This is a genomic window from Tianweitania aestuarii, from assembly GCF_018457165.1.
Taxonomy (GTDB): Bacteria; Pseudomonadota; Alphaproteobacteria; order Rhizobiales; family Rhizobiaceae; genus Tianweitania; species Tianweitania aestuarii.
Genome location: NZ_JAFMNX010000001.1, coordinates 1,309,357 through 1,325,992 on the forward strand (window position 1 = coordinate 1,309,357; position 16,636 = coordinate 1,325,992).

The following is a 16,636-nucleotide window of genomic DNA, read 5'->3' on the forward strand; positions in this document are numbered from 1 at the left end:
ATCGTCCCGGTCGCCGGAAGACCGGGGAATGCTGAGGGCGCGTTACGGCGATGAGCGCACTTTGTCAAGCTCACCAGCTGATTCCGGCCTGATTTCGCGTGATTTATGGCTAGTAACGGAATTGTTCGAGCAGAATCCGGTCATCCCAGGAATGGCTTGCGTCAAACAAAACCGTCACACGGGCACGCGGCGACTCTCTGACGGTGACCGAAACAACGGACTTTACTTCGTTGTTGTCGGCGACCGCATTGACCGGCCGCTTCTGCATTTCATGAACATCGAAGCGAACTTCGGCGCTGTGCGGCAGGAGCGCGCCGTGCCAGCGCCGCGGCCGGAACGGGCTGACGGGGGTGAGCGCCAGGAGACGCGCCTGCAGCGGCAGGATCGGACCCTGTGCCGAAAGATTGTATGCGGTGGAGCCGGCAGGGGTGGCCAGCAGTATGCCGTCGCAGATCAGTTCTTCCATGCGCGGCTGTCCATCAACGGTGATGGAGAGTTTCGCGGCCTGGTAGGATTGGCGGAACAAGGACACTTCGTTGATCGCGAGCGCCGTGACCGTGCGGCCATCCGCTGTGCGTGCTTCCATGCTCAAGGGACGGATCTTCTCGGCATCGGCGGCAACGATGCGCTCGATGAGACCGTCCTCGTTGTATTCGTTCATCAGGAAGCCGACCGTGCCACGGTTCATGCCGTAGATCGGCTTGCCGGCCGCCATGTTCTCGCGCAGCGTTTGCAGCATGAAGCCGTCGCCGCCGAGCGCCACGATCACATCGGCCTCGGACTTGTCCACACAGCCGTAGCGCTTGCACAGCGTTTCATAAGCGAAAGCCGCGTCTTCACTGTCGGAAGCGACGAATGCGAGCTTTGGATTGTCCAAACGCGTCAAAAGCGGAAACTCCAGCCGTCGGGATGGGGAGGGCGGCTGTTTTGCGGTTAGCACGCCGGGGCCTCGAAGCAAAGTTTACGCTCTTCGCTTGTAGCACTTTGACAAGCCCGGCGGATGTGGTAAGCGCCGCCCGCAGTGCCCTTGTAGCTCAGCTGGTAGAGCAGCGGTTTTGTAAACCGAAGGTCGCGGGTTCGATTCCTGCCGGGGGCACCATTCAAATCAGCCGAGATCGGTACCCATCATGATCAGGCTCGTTCTCTTTGCCTTTTTCGTTGCCGCACTCTGGATCGGCGTTTTCCAGATCGTCCGGATGGTCCGTGCGCGCCAGATCGACTGGCGCGGCGTCGGCCTTGCGGTCTGCTTTATCGGATTGGCAGTCTTCCTCCATCAGCAGACCGGCGTCGGCGGCTTGTTCGACTAATCCAAGCCGCCGCGCTCAGCCTTTCACGAGATGCGCGCGCGCTGCGTAAAGCGCGATGGCCGCTGCGTTCGACACGTTGAGCGAGCGAATGGCGCCCGGCATGTCGAGGCGCGCCAGCGTATCAACGGTGTCGCGTGTCTTCTGGCGCAGTCCTTTGCCTTCCGCGCCCAGAACAAGGGCCACGCGATTGCCGGTGAAGCTTGCTTCCAGTTCGGCAGGACCTTCCGAATCGAGCCCGATGGTCTGGAAGCCGGATGCCGAGAGGGTGCCCAGCGCATCGGCGAGATTGCGCACTTCGATATGGTCGATGTGCTCCAGCGCGCCGGATGCAGCCTTGGCCAGCACGCCGCTCTCCTGCGGGCTGTGACGGGAGGTGGTGATGAGGGCTGCTGCACCGAAGGCGACCGCCGAGCGCAGGATCGCGCCGACATTATGCGGGTCGGTAACCTGATCGAGCACCAGAACAAGGGTGGCATCGTCCATCGCATCGAGGCGCTTGGTGGCCAACGGCTCGGTTTCGAGCAGCACGCCCTGGTGAACGGCGTCCGGACCGACCTGCGCGTCGATGATGCGGGGTTCGACGATCTCCACCGGCACATCGCTGTTCTCGCCCATCTCAAGGCGCTGAAGCGCGTTGCGCGTGGCCAACAGGCGATGCTTGATGCGCTTGGGATTGTCGAGCGCGGCACGAACCGTGTGCAGGCCATAAAGACGGATGCTTGTCTCGTCTTCTGCCGGGCGGGCCGATTGTGTCTGCGCGCGGTGTTCACGCCGCAAACGGGCGTAGTGGGAATCTTTGGGCGTATGGGAAGGGGGCTTGGCACTCATACGCGTGCTATATACGGAACTCGTGGCCTGTGGAAACCAGCCTTACGTACCGCAATCCCCAGGCACCTTCAAAAATGGTATGACGTGCGGTTGACACAGAGCGCGCGTCTTTGCATAAGGCGCTCGCGATTTGGGGTTGCGCCCCGAAGAGCGGACTGCCTCGTTGCAAGGTTCCGTCACAGGATGGAGGAGTGCCCGAGTGGTTAAAGGGGACGGACTGTAAATCCGTTAGCTCAGCTTACGTTGGTTCGAATCCAACCTCCTCCACCACCTGTCGGCCGGAACTTTGGGAATGCGGGTATAGCTCAATGGTAGAGCAGCAGCCTTCCAAGCTGAATACGCGGGTTCGATTCCCGCTACCCGCTCCAGATCGCCCCTAGCATTCATTCGATCCGCATCTTACATGCGGCACTGTGTTTTCGCGAACGGCAACTGATTGCCGGTTCTCTTGCGAAGACACTTGTTTTTTCTCGACGATGTCGTTAAGCGCCGCGCAATCCTGAGATCAGGAAAGCCCTGTCGCCAAGGAAAGAGAGACGATGGCCAAAGGTAAATTCGAGCGTAACAAGCCGCATGTGAACATTGGCACGATTGGTCACGTTGACCATGGCAAGACGTCGCTGACGGCTGCGATCACCAAGTATTTCGGTGAGTTCCGTGCGTATGACCAGATCGACGCTGCTCCTGAAGAAAAGGCACGCGGCATCACGATCTCGACGGCACACGTCGAATACGAGACGCCGAACCGCCACTATGCTCACGTTGATTGCCCCGGCCACGCCGACTACGTGAAGAACATGATCACCGGTGCCGCTCAGATGGACGGCGCGATCCTGGTTGTGTCGGCTGCCGACGGCCCGATGCCGCAGACCCGCGAGCACATCCTGCTCGCCCGCCAGGTTGGCGTTCCTTCGATCGTCGTGTTCCTGAACAAGGTCGATCAGGTCGACGACGCCGAGTTGCTCGAGCTGGTTGAGCTGGAAGTGCGCGAGCTTCTGTCGAAGAACGAATTCCCGGGCGACGACATTCCGATCGTGAAGGGTTCGGCGCTGGCTGCTCTCGAAGATTCCAACAAGGAAATCGGCGAGAACGCCATCCGCAAGCTGATGGAAGAGGTCGACGCCTACATTCCGACGCCAGAGCGTCCGATCGACCAGCCGTTCCTGATGCCGATCGAAGACGTGTTCTCGATCTCGGGCCGCGGTACGGTTGTGACCGGTCGCGTCGAGCGCGGCATCATCAAGGTCGGTGAGACGGTTGAGATCGTCGGCATCCGCGACACCTCGTCGACGACGGTGACGGGCGTTGAAATGTTCCGCAAGCTGCTCGATCAGGGCCAGGCTGGCGACAACATCGGCGCACTGGTTCGCGGCGTTGACCGTGAAGGCGTCGAGCGCGGTCAGGTTCTGGCCAAGCCGGGTTCGGTGAAGCCGCACAAGAAGTTCAAGGCCGAAGCCTACATCCTGACGAAGGAAGAGGGTGGCCGTCACACGCCATTCTTCACGAACTACCGCCCACAGTTCTACTTCCGCACGACGGACGTGACGGGCATCGTGTCCTTGGCTGAAGGCACCGAGATGGTGATGCCGGGCGACAACGTGACGGTCGACGTTGAGCTGATCGTTCCGGTCGCCATGGAAGAAAAGCTGCGCTTCGCTATCCGCGAAGGCGGCCGCACCGTCGGCGCCGGCGTCGTCGTCGCTATCACCGAGTAAGTCGAACTCACTATCGTTCGAAAGAGGCGGCCTTCGGGTCGCCTTTTTTGTTTGGTCCGCCGGTAAGGGCGAACGGTGCCGGGCGATGGCTGATGTGGGCATGAGTTGTGCACAAGCAGCGGGTAGGGAGCAGGGATAAAGAGCAGCCGCACCGGGCGCTCAGTCGCCGGTAAGGCACGTGGTCATCGTCGGCAGGGCCTTATTCGCTTGAGGGCGGCGTCTTGCAGTTCCCGAGGCACACTCAAACGCCGCCTTGTGCCGAATCGCATTGGGCGGACCGGCTCGTGCGACTCAGGCGTCGTTTTTTCTTTGATTGAACGCGGGGTAAGTCGACTTCGCTCTTTACAGATGGGCTGGAGATTCGTAGGAAGCAGCCTGGCGCTTCGACGCCCTGAAGGGGTATAGCTCAGTTGGTAGAGCGGCGGTCTCCAAAACCGCAGGTCGCAGGTTCGAGCCCTGCTGCCCCTGCCACCTTTTCCCCTCCTTTCCCTTAAACCAGCTCTTGCGCCGATCTAGAATCGGTTTTATATCAAGCGTTGCGCGGCGCGTGGGACTCGAGCAACCGAGTTCAACGCGCCCGAACTGCATGGGCGGATGCCCGAGTGTGATTCGGGCCGTGCAGTGTTTAACGCGGGGCGCGTTCGGCTTCGGAATTCTTCAAGCATGCGACAACAGGCATGCAGCAAACTGGTTCCCTCGGGACCCTGAAAATTGAGCGGCATATGGCGTCCAGAACTTCAAATCCATTCACTTTCCTGCAGCAGGTGCGGCAGGAAACAGCGAAGGTCACCTGGCCTTCTCGCCGCGAGACAATGATCTCGACGCTTATGGTTTTGGTTTTCGCCTTTATTGCCTGCGTTTTCTTTTTCGTTGCCGACTTCGCGATGGGTTATGCCATCGAGCTGATCCTCGGCCTCGGACGCTAACGGCCACATACGGAGAACATCTAGGATGACCGCACGGTGGTATATCGTCCATGCCTACTCGAACTTCGAAAAGAAGGTCGCTGAGGACATCGAGCAGAAGGCCAAGCAGAAGGGCCTGTCCGAGCATATCGAGCAGATCGTCGTTCCGACCGAAAAGGTCACCGAGGTTCGTCGCGGTCGCAAGGTCGATGCAGAGCGCAAGTTCTTCCCGGGCTATGTCCTGGTTCGCGCCAACCTTTCGGATGCCGTGTTCTCGCTGATCAAGAACACGCCGAAGGTCACGGGCTTTCTTGGCGATTCCAAGCCGGTGCCGATCACCGACAAGGAAGCCGACCGCATCATGCACCAGGTGCAGGAAGGCGTGGAGCGGCCGAAGCCTTCGGTGACGTTCGAGTTCGGCGAAGAAGTGAGCGTGTCCGACGGTCCGTTCGCTTCCTTCAAGGGCTTCGTCCAGGAAGTGGATGAGGAACGGTCCCGGCTCAAGGTTGAAGTGTCCATCTTCGGACGCGCCGTGCCGGTGGATCTCGAATTCGGTCAGGTCGAGAAGGTCTGATCGTTTCGCGCGGACGGATCGTTCGCGCGGCGCAGGAGAGTTCTCCTGCAAAGGCAGGTGGGAGGAACGAGCGGCTTTAGCCGGTCGCATCAACCAGACCACCGCACTGCAACCGCCGGCATTGGTCCGGCATAAAGAAGGCAGAGTATATGGCTAAGAAGATTGCAGGCCAGCTCAAGCTCCAGGTCAAGGCGGCTTCGGCAACCCCGTCGCCCCCGATCGGCCCGGCCCTTGGTCAGCGCGGCATCAACATCATGGAGTTCTGCAAGGCGTTCAACGCGCAGACTCAGGAGATGGAGAAGGGTTCGCCCGTCCCCGTCGTGATCACCTATTATCAGGACAAGTCGTTCACCTTCGTGATGAAGACGCCACCGGTGTCTTACTTCCTCAAGAAGGCTGCAAAGATCGAGTCCGGCTCCAAGCTTCCCGGCAAGGGTGGCGTGGCTGGTCGTGTCACGCAGGCTCAGATCCGCGAGATCGCTGAAGCGAAGCTCAAGGACCTGAACGCAAACGACGTTGATGCAGCGATGCGCATGGTTGAGGGCTCCGCCCGTTCCATGGGCCTGGAAGTGGTGGGCTGAGATCATGGCGAAGAAGGCTGGAAAGCGCATCACGCTCGCTCGCAAGGGCATTGATGTCGACAAGAACTACGACGTCGCCGAAGCTGTGAAGCTGCTCAAGGAGCGCGCCACGGCAAAGTTCGACGAGACGATCGAAATCGCGATGAACCTCGGTGTTGATCCGCGCCACGCCGACCAGATGGTCCGCGGCGTCGTCAACCTGCCGAACGGCACGGGCCGTACCGTTCGCGTGGCCGTGTTCGCTCGTGGCGACAAGGCTGAAGAAGCCCGCGCTGCCGGTGCCGACATCGTTGGCGCGGAAGATCTGGTTGAAACCGTCCAGAAGGGCGAGATCGACTTCGATCGCTGCATTGCAACCCCCGACATGATGCCGCTCGTCGGTCGTCTCGGTAAGGTTCTCGGCCCGCGCGGCATGATGCCGAACCCGAAGGTCGGCACCGTGACCGTTGATGTCGCCGGCGCCGTGAAGGCGTCCAAGGGCGGCGCTGTCGAGTTCCGCGTTGAAAAGGCCGGCATCATTCATGCTGGCGTTGGCAAGGCATCCTTCGAGTCGACCGCTCTGGTTGAGAACATCCGCGCCTTCGCTGACGCCGTTGTTCGTGCCAAGCCGGCCGGCGCCAAGGGCGTGTATGTCCAGAAGATCGCGCTGACCTCGACCATGGGCCCAGGCCTGAAGGTCGACTTTGGCACGCTGAACCCGGCTTCCTAAGGAAGCCAAGGTCGGCTTTCGGGCCGACCAACCAATTCCGGGCACTTCGGTGTCCGGATATGCGGACCAGAAATGATCTGCAATCCTGTCCGAGACTGTAGGCGGCTCCAGAGCGATCGGAGCCTTAATCGCAAAGCCTGCATGAGACGGGTGAGGGCTGATTTTCCGATGCTTCGGCATCGCAGGGTCGGTTCGAACCGTGAGTGCCTTTTGTCTGCGTGTTGTTCGGCAACGAGCAACATGGCGAAAGGGGACAGGATCCTCGAACGCCGACCGGATGGTCTTCGGATCGCCCGCCGGCAAAAGGCAACCGGCAGACTGCTTCGCAAGAAGTGGAATGCCAACTGGAGATAGGCAGTGGATAGAGCGGAAAAACGCGAATTCGTCACGGGCCTGAACGACGTGTTCAAAAGCACGGGTTCTGTGGTCGTGGCCCACTATGCCGGTCTGACTGTGGCGCAAATGAACGATCTTCGTACGAAGATGCGCGCTGCAGGCGGTACCGTCAAAGTCGCGAAGAACCGCCTCGCCGTTATCGCTCTTCAGGGTACGGACTCCGAGAAGATGGATGCGCTGTTCAAGGGACAGACGCTGATCGCTTATTCGGAAGATCCGGTTGCGGCTCCAAAGGTCGCATCCGATTTCGCCAAGACGAATGACAAGCTTGTCATTCTCGGTGGTGCAATGGGTGCGACGGCGCTTGACGCCGATGGCGTCAAGGCACTGGCAACCATGCCGTCGCTCGATGAACTTCGTGCGAAGATTGTTGGCATGATCCAGACGCCTGCAACCCGTATCGCCGCAGTCGTCAACGCACCGGCGGGCAATCTCGCCCGCGTGTTTGGCGCCTATGCCCGGAAGGACGAGGCGGCCTGAGGCCGTTCCTCGCAATCAACAGAACACGTTTCGAACCAACCATAAGGAACTAAGAACATGGCTGATCTCGCCAAGATCGTTGATGACCTGTCGAGCCTGACCGTCCTCGAGGCGGCTGAACTCTCGAAGATGCTCGAAGAGAAGTGGGGCGTTTCCGCTGCTGCTCCGGTTGCTGTTGCCGCTGCTGGCGGTGGCGCTGCTCCGGCTGAAGCCGCTGAAGAGAAGACCGAGTTCGACGTCGTCCTCACGGATGCCGGCGCACAGAAGATCAACGTCATTAAGGAAGTGCGTGCGATCACGGGTCTCGGCCTCAAGGAAGCCAAGGACCTGGTCGAAGGCGCTCCGAAGACCGTTAAGGAAGCCGTTGCCAAGGCTGACGCTGAGAAGCTCAAGGCTCAGCTCGAAGCTGCAGGCGCCAAGGTCGACCTGAAGTAAGCGTTTGTCGCTTGGTCGGCGGGTGGTTGATCCACCCGCCGGTTGCGACGAAGGAAGAATGGGAAACCTTTTTCCTGAAGGCCGCAAAATGGGGCTTTTGGGAAATGGGTTTCTGCCCGTTTCAGAGATAGGCCGGAGAAATCCGGCACCCGGCAGCGATGTCGGGCGAGGTAAGCCAGTAAGGCAGCAAGGAGCGACGATGGCCCAGACGCAGACTTTTAATGGTCGCAGGCGCGTGCGCAAATTCTTCGGAAATATTCCGGAAGTTGCGGAGATGCCGAACCTCATCGAGGTTCAGAAGGCATCCTATGATCAGTTCCTGATGGTTGATGAGCCGGAAGGCGGACGTCAGAACGAAGGGCTCCAGGCTGTTTTCAAGTCGGTGTTCCCGATTTCCGACTTCTCCGGCGCTTCCATGCTCGAATTCGTGAAATACGAATTCGAAGATCCCAAGTTCGACGTCGACGAGTGCCGCCAGCGCGATCTGACCTTTGCCGCTCCGCTCAAGGTCACGCTGCGCCTGATCGTGTTCGATATCGACGAGGATACCGGCTCGAAGTCCGTCAAGGACATCAAGGAGCAGGACGTTTACATGGGCGATATGCCGCTCATGACCTCGAACGGCACCTTCATCATCAACGGCACCGAGCGCGTGATCGTTTCGCAGATGCACCGTTCGCCGGGCGTCTTCTTCGATCATGACAAGGGCAAGTCGCATTCGTCCGGCAAGCTGCTGTTTGCTGCCCGCGTGATTCCGTATCGCGGTTCCTGGCTCGACATCGAGTTCGACTCCAAGGACGTCGTGCATGCCCGCATCGATCGTCGCCGCAAGATCCCGGCGACCTCGCTGTTGATGGCGCTCGGCATGGATGCCGAAGAGATCCTGTCGACCTTCTATACGAAGATCACCTTCAAGCGGGCTGCCGATCATTGGCGCATTCCGTTCTCGGCCGAGCGTTTCCGCGGCATGAAGGCTGTGACCGACATGGTCGACGCCGACACCGGCGAGATCGTGGTTGAAGCCGGCAAGAAGATCACCGCACGCCAGGCGCGTCAGTTGTCCGAAAAGGGCCTCAAAGCCCTCAAGGCGACCGAGGACGATCTGATCGGCAACTATCTCGCCGAAGACATCGTCAATTACGCTACCGGTGAAATCTTCCTCGAAGCCGGCGACGAGATCGACGAGAAGACGCTCAAGGTCCTGATGGAGCATGGCGGCAACGAAGTCGAGATCCTCGACATCGACCACGTCAATGTGGGCGCCTATATCCGCAACACGCTGAACGTCGACAAGAACGAGAGCCGTCAGGACGCGCTGTTCGACATCTATCGCGTCATGCGTCCGGGTGAGCCGCCAACGCTGGAAACGGCCGAAGCGATGTTCAACTCGCTGTTCTTCGATGCGGAGCGCTACGACCTTTCGGCCGTGGGTCGCGTCAAGATGAACATGCGTCTCGAACTCGACGCGGAAGACACCGTGCGCGTTCTGCGCCGCGAAGACATTCTGGCTGTCGTCAAGACGCTGGTTGAACTGCGCGACGGCAAGGGCGAAATCGACGACATCGACAATCTCGGCAATCGCCGCGTGCGTTCGGTCGGCGAGCTCATGGAGAACCAGTACCGTGTTGGTCTGTTGCGCATGGAGCGTGCGATCAAGGAGCGCATGTCGTCGATCGAGATCGACACCGTCATGCCGCAGGACCTGATCAACGCCAAGCCAGCCGCTGCAGCCGTGCGCGAGTTCTTCGGTTCCTCGCAGCTGTCGCAGTTCATGGATCAGACCAATCCGCTGTCGGAAATCACGCATAAGCGTCGTTTGTCCGCACTCGGACCTGGCGGTCTGACCCGCGAGCGCGCCGGCTTCGAAGTCCGCGACGTGCATCCGACGCATTACGGCCGTATCTGCCCGATCGAAACGCCGGAAGGCCCGAACATCGGTCTGATCAACTCTCTGGCGACCTTTGCCCGCGTCAACAAGTACGGCTTCATCGAAAGCCCATACCGTCGCATCAAGGACGGTCGGGTTTCGGACGACGTCGTTTACCTGTCGGCCATGGAAGAAGCGAAGCACTACGTTGCGCAGGCAAACGCCGAGCTCGACGGCAATGGTTCGTTCGTGGACGAGTTCGTGATCTGCCGTAATGCCGGCGAAGTCTTGATGACGCCGCGCGAAAACGTCGATCTCATGGACGTGTCGCCCAAGCAGATGGTGTCGGTCGCTGCCGCGCTGATCCCGTTCCTGGAAAACGACGACGCCAACCGCGCTCTGATGGGCTCCAACATGCAGCGTCAGGCTGTTCCGTTGGTTCGCGCCGAGGCGCCGTTCGTCGGCACCGGCATGGAGCCGATCGTTGCTCGTGACTCGGGCGCCGCTATCGGTGCACGCCGCACCGGTATCGTCGATCAGGTCGATGCGACCCGTATCGTTATCCGCGCAACGGAAGATCTCGAAGCCGGCAAGTCGGGCGTCGATATCTACCGTCTGATGAAGTTCCAGCGCTCCAACCAGTCGAGCTGCATCAATCAGCGTCCGCTGGTTCGTGTTGGCGACCGCATCCAGAAGGGCGACATCATCGCTGACGGTCCGTCGACCGATCTCGGCGATCTGGCGCTCGGCCGTAACGTGCTCGTCGCGTTCATGCCCTGGAACGGCTACAACTACGAGGACTCGATCCTGCTGTCCGAGCGGATCGTTGCCGACGACGTCTTCACCTCGATCCACATCGAGGAGTTCGAGGTCATGGCTCGCGATACGAAGCTTGGACCTGAGGAAATCACGCGCGATATTCCGAACGTTTCGGAAGAAGCGCTGAAGAACCTCGACGAAGCAGGTATCGTTTACATCGGCGCCGAAGTGCAGCCGGGTGACATTCTCGTCGGCAAGATCACGCCGAAGGGCGAAAGCCCGATGACGCCGGAAGAAAAGCTTCTGCGCGCCATCTTCGGCGAAAAGGCTTCCGACGTGCGTGACACCTCCATGCGCATGCCGCCCGGAACCTTCGGCACGATCGTGGAAGTGCGCGTCTTCAATCGCCACGGCGTTGAAAAAGACGAGCGCGCCATGGCCATCGAGCGCGAGGAAATCGAGCGTCTCGCCAAGGACCGTGACGACGAACAGGCGATCCTCGACCGCAACGTGTACGCTCGTTTGGCGGACATGCTGACGGGCAAGGAAGCTGTTGCCGGCCCGAAGGGCTTCAAGAAAGGCACCACGCTTTCCCGCGAGATGCTGACCGACTATCCGCGTTCGCAGTGGTGGCAGTTTGCCGTCGACGACGAGCGGGCTCAAAGCGAACTCGAAGCACTCCGGGGGCAGTACGACGACTCCAAGAAGGCACTCGAGCAGCGCTTCATGAACAAGGTCGAAAAGGTTCAGCGCGGCGACGAGATGCCTCCGGGCGTCATGAAGATGGTCAAGGTCTTCGTGGCCGTGAAGCGCAAGATGCAGCCGGGCGACAAGATGGCCGGCCGTCACGGCAACAAGGGCGTGGTCTCGCGGATCGTGCCGGTGGAAGACATGCCGTTCCTCGAAGACGGAACGCATGCCGACATCGTGCTCAACCCGTTGGGCGTGCCGTCGCGCATGAATGTGGGCCAGATTCTGGAAACGCATCTGGGCTGGGCTTGTGCAGGCATGGGCCGTCAGATCGGCGAACTCATCGAGGCGTACAAGACGGGTGGCGATATCCAGCCGTTGCGTGCGACGCTTGAAGAGCTGCTGCCGGACAACGACCGCAACGAGCCAGTTCGCAGCTATGACGACGACAGCGTTCTGCTTCTCGCCGATCAGATGAAGCGTGGCGTCTCGATCGCGACGCCAGTGTTCGATGGTGCCAATGAAGCCGACATCAACGCGATGCTGGAACAGGCCGGTCTGCATTCTTCGGGTCAGTCGCAGCTCTATGACGGACGCACGGGTGAACCGTTCGATCGCAAAGTGACGATGGGCTACATATATATGCTCAAGCTCAATCACTTGGTGGACGACAAGATCCACGCGCGTTCGATCGGACCGTACTCGCTCGTGACCCAGCAGCCGCTGGGTGGCAAGGCGCAGTTCGGTGGCCAGCGCTTCGGCGAGATGGAGGTCTGGGCTCTGGAAGCATATGGTGCAGCCTACACGCTGCAGGAAATGCTGACGGTGAAGTCGGACGACGTGGCAGGCCGCACGAAGGTCTATGAGTCGATCGTGCGCGGCGACGATACGTTCGAAGCCGGTATTCCGGAGAGCTTCAACGTTCTCGTCAAGGAAATGCGGTCGCTGGGCCTCAACGTCCAGCTTGAGAACTCGAAGGGCGAAGAGCCCGTCCGTCTTCCGGACGCCGCCGAGTAAAACGGCATCTGGATGCGTCGCTTTCCGCGGCGCATCCACCCCATTTTGCAGGACCATCGTCCTGCCGCGTTGTGGTCCGATACTGTGACCATGACAGAAGCCGAGCTGCCCGCTCGCAGCGAGATTTAAAAAGAGGGGTTTGCGGACCCCGATAAGGAGAACGGCATGAACCAAGAGGTCATGAATCTCTTCAACCCTCAGACGCCGGTACAGACCTTCGACTCCATCCGGATCTCGCTGGCCTCGCCGGAGAAAATCCTTTCCTGGTCGTTTGGCGAGATCAAGAAGCCTGAGACGATCAACTATCGTACGTTCAAGCCTGAACGCGACGGCCTTTTCTGCGCGCGCATTTTCGGACCGATCAAGGACTACGAGTGCCTGTGCGGCAAGTACAAGCGCATGAAGTACAAGGGCGTCATCTGCGAAAAGTGCGGCGTGGAAGTTACGCTGTCGCGTGTTCGCCGTGAGCGCATGGGCCATATCGAACTGGCTGCACCCGTGGCCCATATCTGGTTCCTGAAGTCGCTGCCTTCGCGCATCGGCACGCTGCTCGACATGACCCTGAAGGACATCGAGCGCGTTCTGTACTTCGAGAACTACATCGTCACCGAGCCTGGCTTGACCGCGCTGAAGGAGCATCAGCTCCTGAGCGAGGAAGAGTACATGATCGCGGTCGACGAGTATGGCGAAGACTCGTTCACCGCCATGATCGGCGCCGAGGCGATCCATGAGCTTCTGGCTTCCATGGACCTCGAAGCCATTGCCGGCGAGCTGCGCACGGAACTGGCGTCCACGACGTCCGAGCTGAAGCAGAAGAAGTATCTCAAGCGCCTCAAGGTGGTTGAGAACTTCATGGAGTCCGGCAATCGTCCCGAATGGATGATCATGAAGATCATCCCGGTTATCCCGCCGGATCTGCGCCCGCTGGTTCCGCTGGATGGCGGCCGCTTTGCGACGTCCGATCTGAACGATCTGTATCGCCGCGTCATCAACCGTAACAACCGTCTCAAGCGGCTGATCGAGTTGCGTGCGCCTGGCATCATCATCCGCAACGAGAAGCGCATGCTTCAGGAAGCGGTTGATGCGCTGTTCGACAACGGCCGCCGCGGCCGCGTCATCACGGGTGCCAACAAGCGTCCGCTGAAGTCGCTGTCCGACATGCTGAAGGGCAAGCAGGGCCGCTTCCGCCAGAACCTGCTCGGCAAGCGCGTCGATTATTCCGGCCGTTCGGTTATCGTGACGGGTCCGGAGCTCAAGCTGCACCAGTGCGGCCTGCCGAAGAAGATGGCGCTCGAGCTGTTCAAGCCCTTCATCTATGCCCGTCTGGACGCCAAGGGTTATTCCTCGACCGTCAAGCAGGCAAAGAAGCTGGTCGAGAAGGAGCGTCCGGAAGTCTGGGATATCCTCGACGAGGTCATCCGCGAGCATCCGGTTCTCCTGAACCGCGCGCCGACGCTGCACCGTCTTGGCATCCAGGCGTTCGAACCCACCCTGATCGAAGGCAAGGCGATCCAGCTTCATCCGCTGGTCTGCACGGCCTTCAACGCAGACTTCGACGGCGACCAGATGGCGGTGCACGTACCGCTGTCCCTGGAAGCGCAGCTCGAAGCGCGCGTTCTGATGATGTCAACGAACAACATCCTGCACCCAGCGTCCGGTGCGCCGGTTATCGTGCCGTCGCAGGACATGGTGCTGGGTCTCTATTACCTGTCGATCGTCAATCAGAACGAGCCGGGCGAGGGCATGGTCTTTGCGGACATGGGCGAGCTTCAGCACGCTCTTGAAACCAAGGCCGTCACGCTCCACGCCAAGATCAAGGGCCGCTTCAAGACCGTTGATGCTGAAGGCAACGTCGTGTCGAAGATCCATGACACGACGCCTGGCCGCATGATCATCGCCGAGCTGCTGCCGAAGAACGTCAACGTTCCTTTCGACACGGCTAACCAGGAGATGACCAAGAAGAACATCTCCAAGATGATCGACACGGTGTATCGCCACTGCGGTCAGAAAGAGACGGTGATCTTCTGCGATCGCATCATGGCGCTCGGCTTCGGCCATGCCTGCCGTGCCGGCATTTCGTTCGGCAAGGACGACATGGTGATCCCGGATACCAAGCATAAGCTCGTGTCCGACACCGAAGCGCTCGCGAAGGAATACGAGCAGCAGTACAATGACGGCCTGATCACTCAGGGCGAGAAGTACAACAAGGTGGTCGACGCCTGGGCCAAGTGCTCGGAAAAGGTCGCCGAGGAAATGATGGGCCGCATCAAGGCGGTTGAGTTCAACGATGACGGCCGTCAAAAGCCGATGAACTCGATCTACATGATGAGCCACTCGGGTGCTCGTGGTTCGCCGACGCAGATGCGTCAGCTCGCCGGCATGCGAGGCCTTATGGCCAAGCCGTCGGGTGAGATCATCGAAACGCCGATCATCTCGAACTTCAAGGAAGGTCTGACCGTTCTCGAGTACTTCAACTCGACGCACGGTGCCCGTAAGGGCCTCGCCGACACCGCCTTGAAGACCGCGAACTCGGGTTACCTCACGCGTCGTCTCGTCGACGTGGCGCAGGATTGCATCGTCAACGCGATCGACTGCGGCACCGAGAAGGGCCTTACCATGCAGCCGATCGTGGATGCTGGTCAGGTTGTGGCATCGCTGGGTCAGCGTATCCTCGGCCGTACGGCTTTGGACGACGTGAACCACCCGCTGTCGGGCGATCTGCTGGTGAAAGCCGGCACGCTGATGGACGAGCGCGATATCGAGAAGATCGAAAAGGCTGGCATCCAGGCTGTTCGCATCCGCTCGGCTTTGACTTGCGAAGTGCGCGTCGGCGTTTGCGCCGTCTGCTACGGTCGCGATCTGGCACGCGGTACTCCGGTCAACCAGGGTGAAGCTGTCGGCGTCATCGCCGCGCAGTCGATCGGTGAGCCGGGCACGCAGCTGACGATGCGTACCTTCCACATGGGCGGCACGGCGCAGGTCGTCGATCAGTCGTTCCTGGAAGCGTCGTATGAAGGTCAGGTGCAGATCCGCAACCGCAACGTGGTTCGCAACTCGGACGGCAACCTCGTCGTCATGGGCCGCAACATGGCCGTTCTCATCCTGGATGAGGCGGGCAAGGAGCGTGCAACCCACCGCGTGACCTACGGCTCGCGCATTTACGTGGACGATGGCGATACGGTTCGTCGTGGTCAGCGTATTGCCGAGTGGGATCCTTATACCCGTCCGATCCTCACCGAGCTGGAAGGCCGCGTGGAGTTCGAAGATCTGGTGGACGGCATCTCCGTGCAGGAAACCGCGGACGAGGCGACCGGCATCACCAAGCGTGAAGTCATCGACTGGCGTTCGACGCCGCGTGGTTCGGATCTCAAGCCGGCGATCACGGTTCAGGACGCAAAGGGCAAGATTGCCAAGCTGGCACGTGGCGGCGATGCCCGCTTCATGCTCTCGGTCGAGGCAATTCTCTCGGTCGAGCCTGGTGCCCAGGTGAAGCCCGGTGACGTGCTGGCGCGTATTCCGATGGAATCGGCTAAGACGAAGGACATCACGGGCGGTCTGCCGCGCGTGGCGGAACTCTTCGAAGCGCGTCGTCCAAAGGATTGCGCGGTTATCGCCGAGATCGACGGTACGGTTCGTTTCGGTCGCGACTACAAGAACAAGCGTCGCATCGTGATCGAACCGCATGACGATACCATGGAGCCGGTCGAGTACCTGATCCCGAAGGGCAAGCCGTTCCATCTCCAGGACGGCGACGTCATCGAGAAGGGCGACTACATCCTGGACGGTAATCCGGCACCGCACGACATCCTTGCGATCAAGGGCGTCGAGGCGCTTGCTTCCTACCTCGTCAACGAGATCCAGGAAGTGTACCGCCTGCAGGGCGTGTTGATCAACGACAAGCACATCGAGGTGATCGTTCGCCAGATGCTGCAGAAGGTTGAGATCACGGAGCAGGGCGACTCGACCTACATCCCGGGCGATCACGTCGATCAGGTCGAACTCGACGAGATCAACGATCGCCTGATCGAGGAAGGCAAGTCGCCTGCCGCAGGTCAGCCGGTGTTGCTCGGCATCACCAAGGCCTCGCTGCAGACGCCGTCCTTCATCTCGGCTGCGTCGTTCCAGGAAACCACGCGCGTTCTCACCGAGGCGGCAGTTGCCGGCAAGATGGACACGCTGCAGGGTCTGAAGGAGAACGTCATCGTGGGTCGTCTCATCCCGGCCGGTACTGGCGGTCAGATGACGCAGATCCGTCGTATCGCAACGTCGCGCGACGAGCTGATCCTCGACGAGCGCCGCAAGTCGACGGGTTCTGAAGCTGCGGACCCGATGTTGGCCGACATGACCAACGCCGCCGAATAAGCTGCGGTATC

At 60.2% G+C, this 16,636-nt stretch carries 12 protein-coding genes and 4 tRNA genes; 14 read left to right on the plus strand and 2 right to left on the minus strand.

Translation table 11 applies throughout. The annotated features are described in order from the left end of the window. Positions 1-109: 109 nt before the first annotated feature. Positions 110-877, minus strand: coding sequence for an NAD kinase (locus tag JYU29_RS06470; protein WP_347879869.1), 768 nt, complete (start codon positions 875-877; stop codon positions 110-112). Between the two features lie 146 nt (positions 878-1,023). On the opposite strand from JYU29_RS06470, the gene JYU29_RS06475 reads away from it, so the two are divergent. Continuing rightward, positions 1,024-1,099 (plus strand) — tRNA-Thr (locus tag JYU29_RS06475). A 28-nt stretch (positions 1,100-1,127) separates the two neighbouring features. Beyond that, complete coding sequence (locus JYU29_RS06480; protein WP_213983870.1) at positions 1,128-1,307, plus strand: hypothetical protein; 180 nt, start codon at positions 1,128-1,130, stop codon at positions 1,305-1,307. A 15-nt stretch (positions 1,308-1,322) separates the two neighbouring features. On the opposite strand, the gene rlmB is transcribed toward JYU29_RS06480, so the two are convergent. Then, entirely contained in the window at positions 1,323-2,135 is an 813-nt protein-coding gene (gene rlmB / locus JYU29_RS06485) for a 23S rRNA (guanosine(2251)-2'-O)-methyltransferase RlmB (RefSeq protein ID WP_213983871.1), read from the minus strand. A 185-nt stretch (positions 2,136-2,320) separates the two neighbouring features. On the opposite strand from rlmB, the gene JYU29_RS06490 reads away from it, so the two are divergent. The 12 genes from JYU29_RS06490 (at position 2,321) to rpoC (ending at position 16,625) form a co-directional block, all read left to right on the plus strand. Then, positions 2,321-2,405: transfer RNA gene (locus JYU29_RS06490), tRNA-Tyr, on the plus strand. Between the two features lie 24 nt (positions 2,406-2,429). After that, positions 2,430-2,503: transfer RNA gene (locus tag JYU29_RS06495), tRNA-Gly, on the plus strand. Positions 2,504-2,674: 171 nt separating this feature from the next. Beyond that, positions 2,675-3,850 (plus strand): elongation factor Tu, encoded by a 1,176-nt coding sequence (gene tuf / locus JYU29_RS06500; RefSeq protein ID WP_213983872.1) that lies wholly within the window; start codon positions 2,675-2,677, stop codon positions 3,848-3,850. Between the two features lie 395 nt (positions 3,851-4,245). Further along, positions 4,246-4,321 (plus strand) — tRNA-Trp (locus JYU29_RS06505). A gap of 251 nt (positions 4,322-4,572) precedes the next feature. Continuing rightward, positions 4,573-4,776, plus strand: coding sequence for a preprotein translocase subunit SecE (gene secE, locus JYU29_RS06510; RefSeq protein ID WP_213984304.1), 204 nt, complete (start codon positions 4,573-4,575; stop codon positions 4,774-4,776). A gap of 25 nt (positions 4,777-4,801) precedes the next feature. Further along, positions 4,802-5,329 carry a transcription termination/antitermination protein NusG gene (nusG, locus tag JYU29_RS06515; RefSeq protein ID WP_213983873.1) on the plus strand — a complete coding sequence of 176 codons (528 nt, stop codon included), beginning with the start codon at positions 4,802-4,804 and terminating at the stop codon, positions 5,327-5,329. Between the two features lie 149 nt (positions 5,330-5,478). Next, positions 5,479-5,910 (plus strand): 50S ribosomal protein L11, encoded by a 432-nt coding sequence (gene rplK / locus JYU29_RS06520; protein WP_213983874.1) that lies wholly within the window; start codon positions 5,479-5,481, stop codon positions 5,908-5,910. A 4-nt stretch (positions 5,911-5,914) separates the two neighbouring features. After that, a complete protein-coding gene (rplA, locus tag JYU29_RS06525; protein ID WP_213983875.1) occupies positions 5,915-6,619 on the plus strand; it encodes a 50S ribosomal protein L1 in 705 nt (234 codons plus the stop codon). 357 nt (positions 6,620-6,976) lie between these two features. Next, positions 6,977-7,495 carry a 50S ribosomal protein L10 gene (gene rplJ / locus JYU29_RS06530; RefSeq protein ID WP_213983876.1) on the plus strand — a complete coding sequence of 173 codons (519 nt, stop codon included), beginning with the start codon at positions 6,977-6,979 and terminating at the stop codon, positions 7,493-7,495. A gap of 57 nt (positions 7,496-7,552) precedes the next feature. Beyond that, on the plus strand, positions 7,553-7,930 hold the full coding sequence (gene rplL / locus JYU29_RS06535; RefSeq protein WP_213983877.1) for a 50S ribosomal protein L7/L12: 378 nt from the start codon (positions 7,553-7,555) through the stop codon (positions 7,928-7,930). Positions 7,931-8,129: 199 nt separating this feature from the next. Beyond that, positions 8,130-12,263: a DNA-directed RNA polymerase subunit beta gene (gene rpoB / locus JYU29_RS06540; RefSeq protein ID WP_213983878.1), complete on the plus strand. Its 4,134-nt coding sequence runs from the start codon at positions 8,130-8,132 to the stop codon at positions 12,261-12,263. A gap of 165 nt (positions 12,264-12,428) precedes the next feature. Beyond that, positions 12,429-16,625, plus strand: a complete 4,197-nt coding sequence (gene rpoC / locus JYU29_RS06545; protein WP_213983879.1) for a DNA-directed RNA polymerase subunit beta' — start codon at positions 12,429-12,431, stop codon at positions 16,623-16,625. Positions 16,626-16,636: the final 11 nt, after the last annotated feature.

Coding starts and splice junctions, on each gene's coding strand:
- rpoC (WP_213983879.1), top strand. CDS start 12,429: ATGAACCAAGAGGTCATGAATCTCTTCAACCCTCAGACGCCGGTACAG.
- rplL (WP_213983877.1), top strand. CDS start 7,553: ATGGCTGATCTCGCCAAGATCGTTGATGACCTGTCGAGCCTGACCGTC.
- rplK (WP_213983874.1), top strand. CDS start 5,479: ATGGCTAAGAAGATTGCAGGCCAGCTCAAGCTCCAGGTCAAGGCGGCT.
- tuf (WP_213983872.1), top strand. CDS start 2,675: ATGGCCAAAGGTAAATTCGAGCGTAACAAGCCGCATGTGAACATTGGC.
- JYU29_RS06480 (WP_213983870.1), top strand. CDS start 1,128: ATGATCAGGCTCGTTCTCTTTGCCTTTTTCGTTGCCGCACTCTGGATC.
- rplA (WP_213983875.1), top strand. CDS start 5,915: ATGGCGAAGAAGGCTGGAAAGCGCATCACGCTCGCTCGCAAGGGCATT.
- rpoB (WP_213983878.1), top strand. CDS start 8,130: ATGGCCCAGACGCAGACTTTTAATGGTCGCAGGCGCGTGCGCAAATTC.
- rlmB (WP_213983871.1), bottom strand. CDS start 2,135: ATGAGTGCCAAGCCCCCTTCCCATACGCCCAAAGATTCCCACTACGCC.
- nusG (WP_213983873.1), top strand. CDS start 4,802: ATGACCGCACGGTGGTATATCGTCCATGCCTACTCGAACTTCGAAAAG.
- secE (WP_213984304.1), top strand. CDS start 4,573: ATGGCGTCCAGAACTTCAAATCCATTCACTTTCCTGCAGCAGGTGCGG.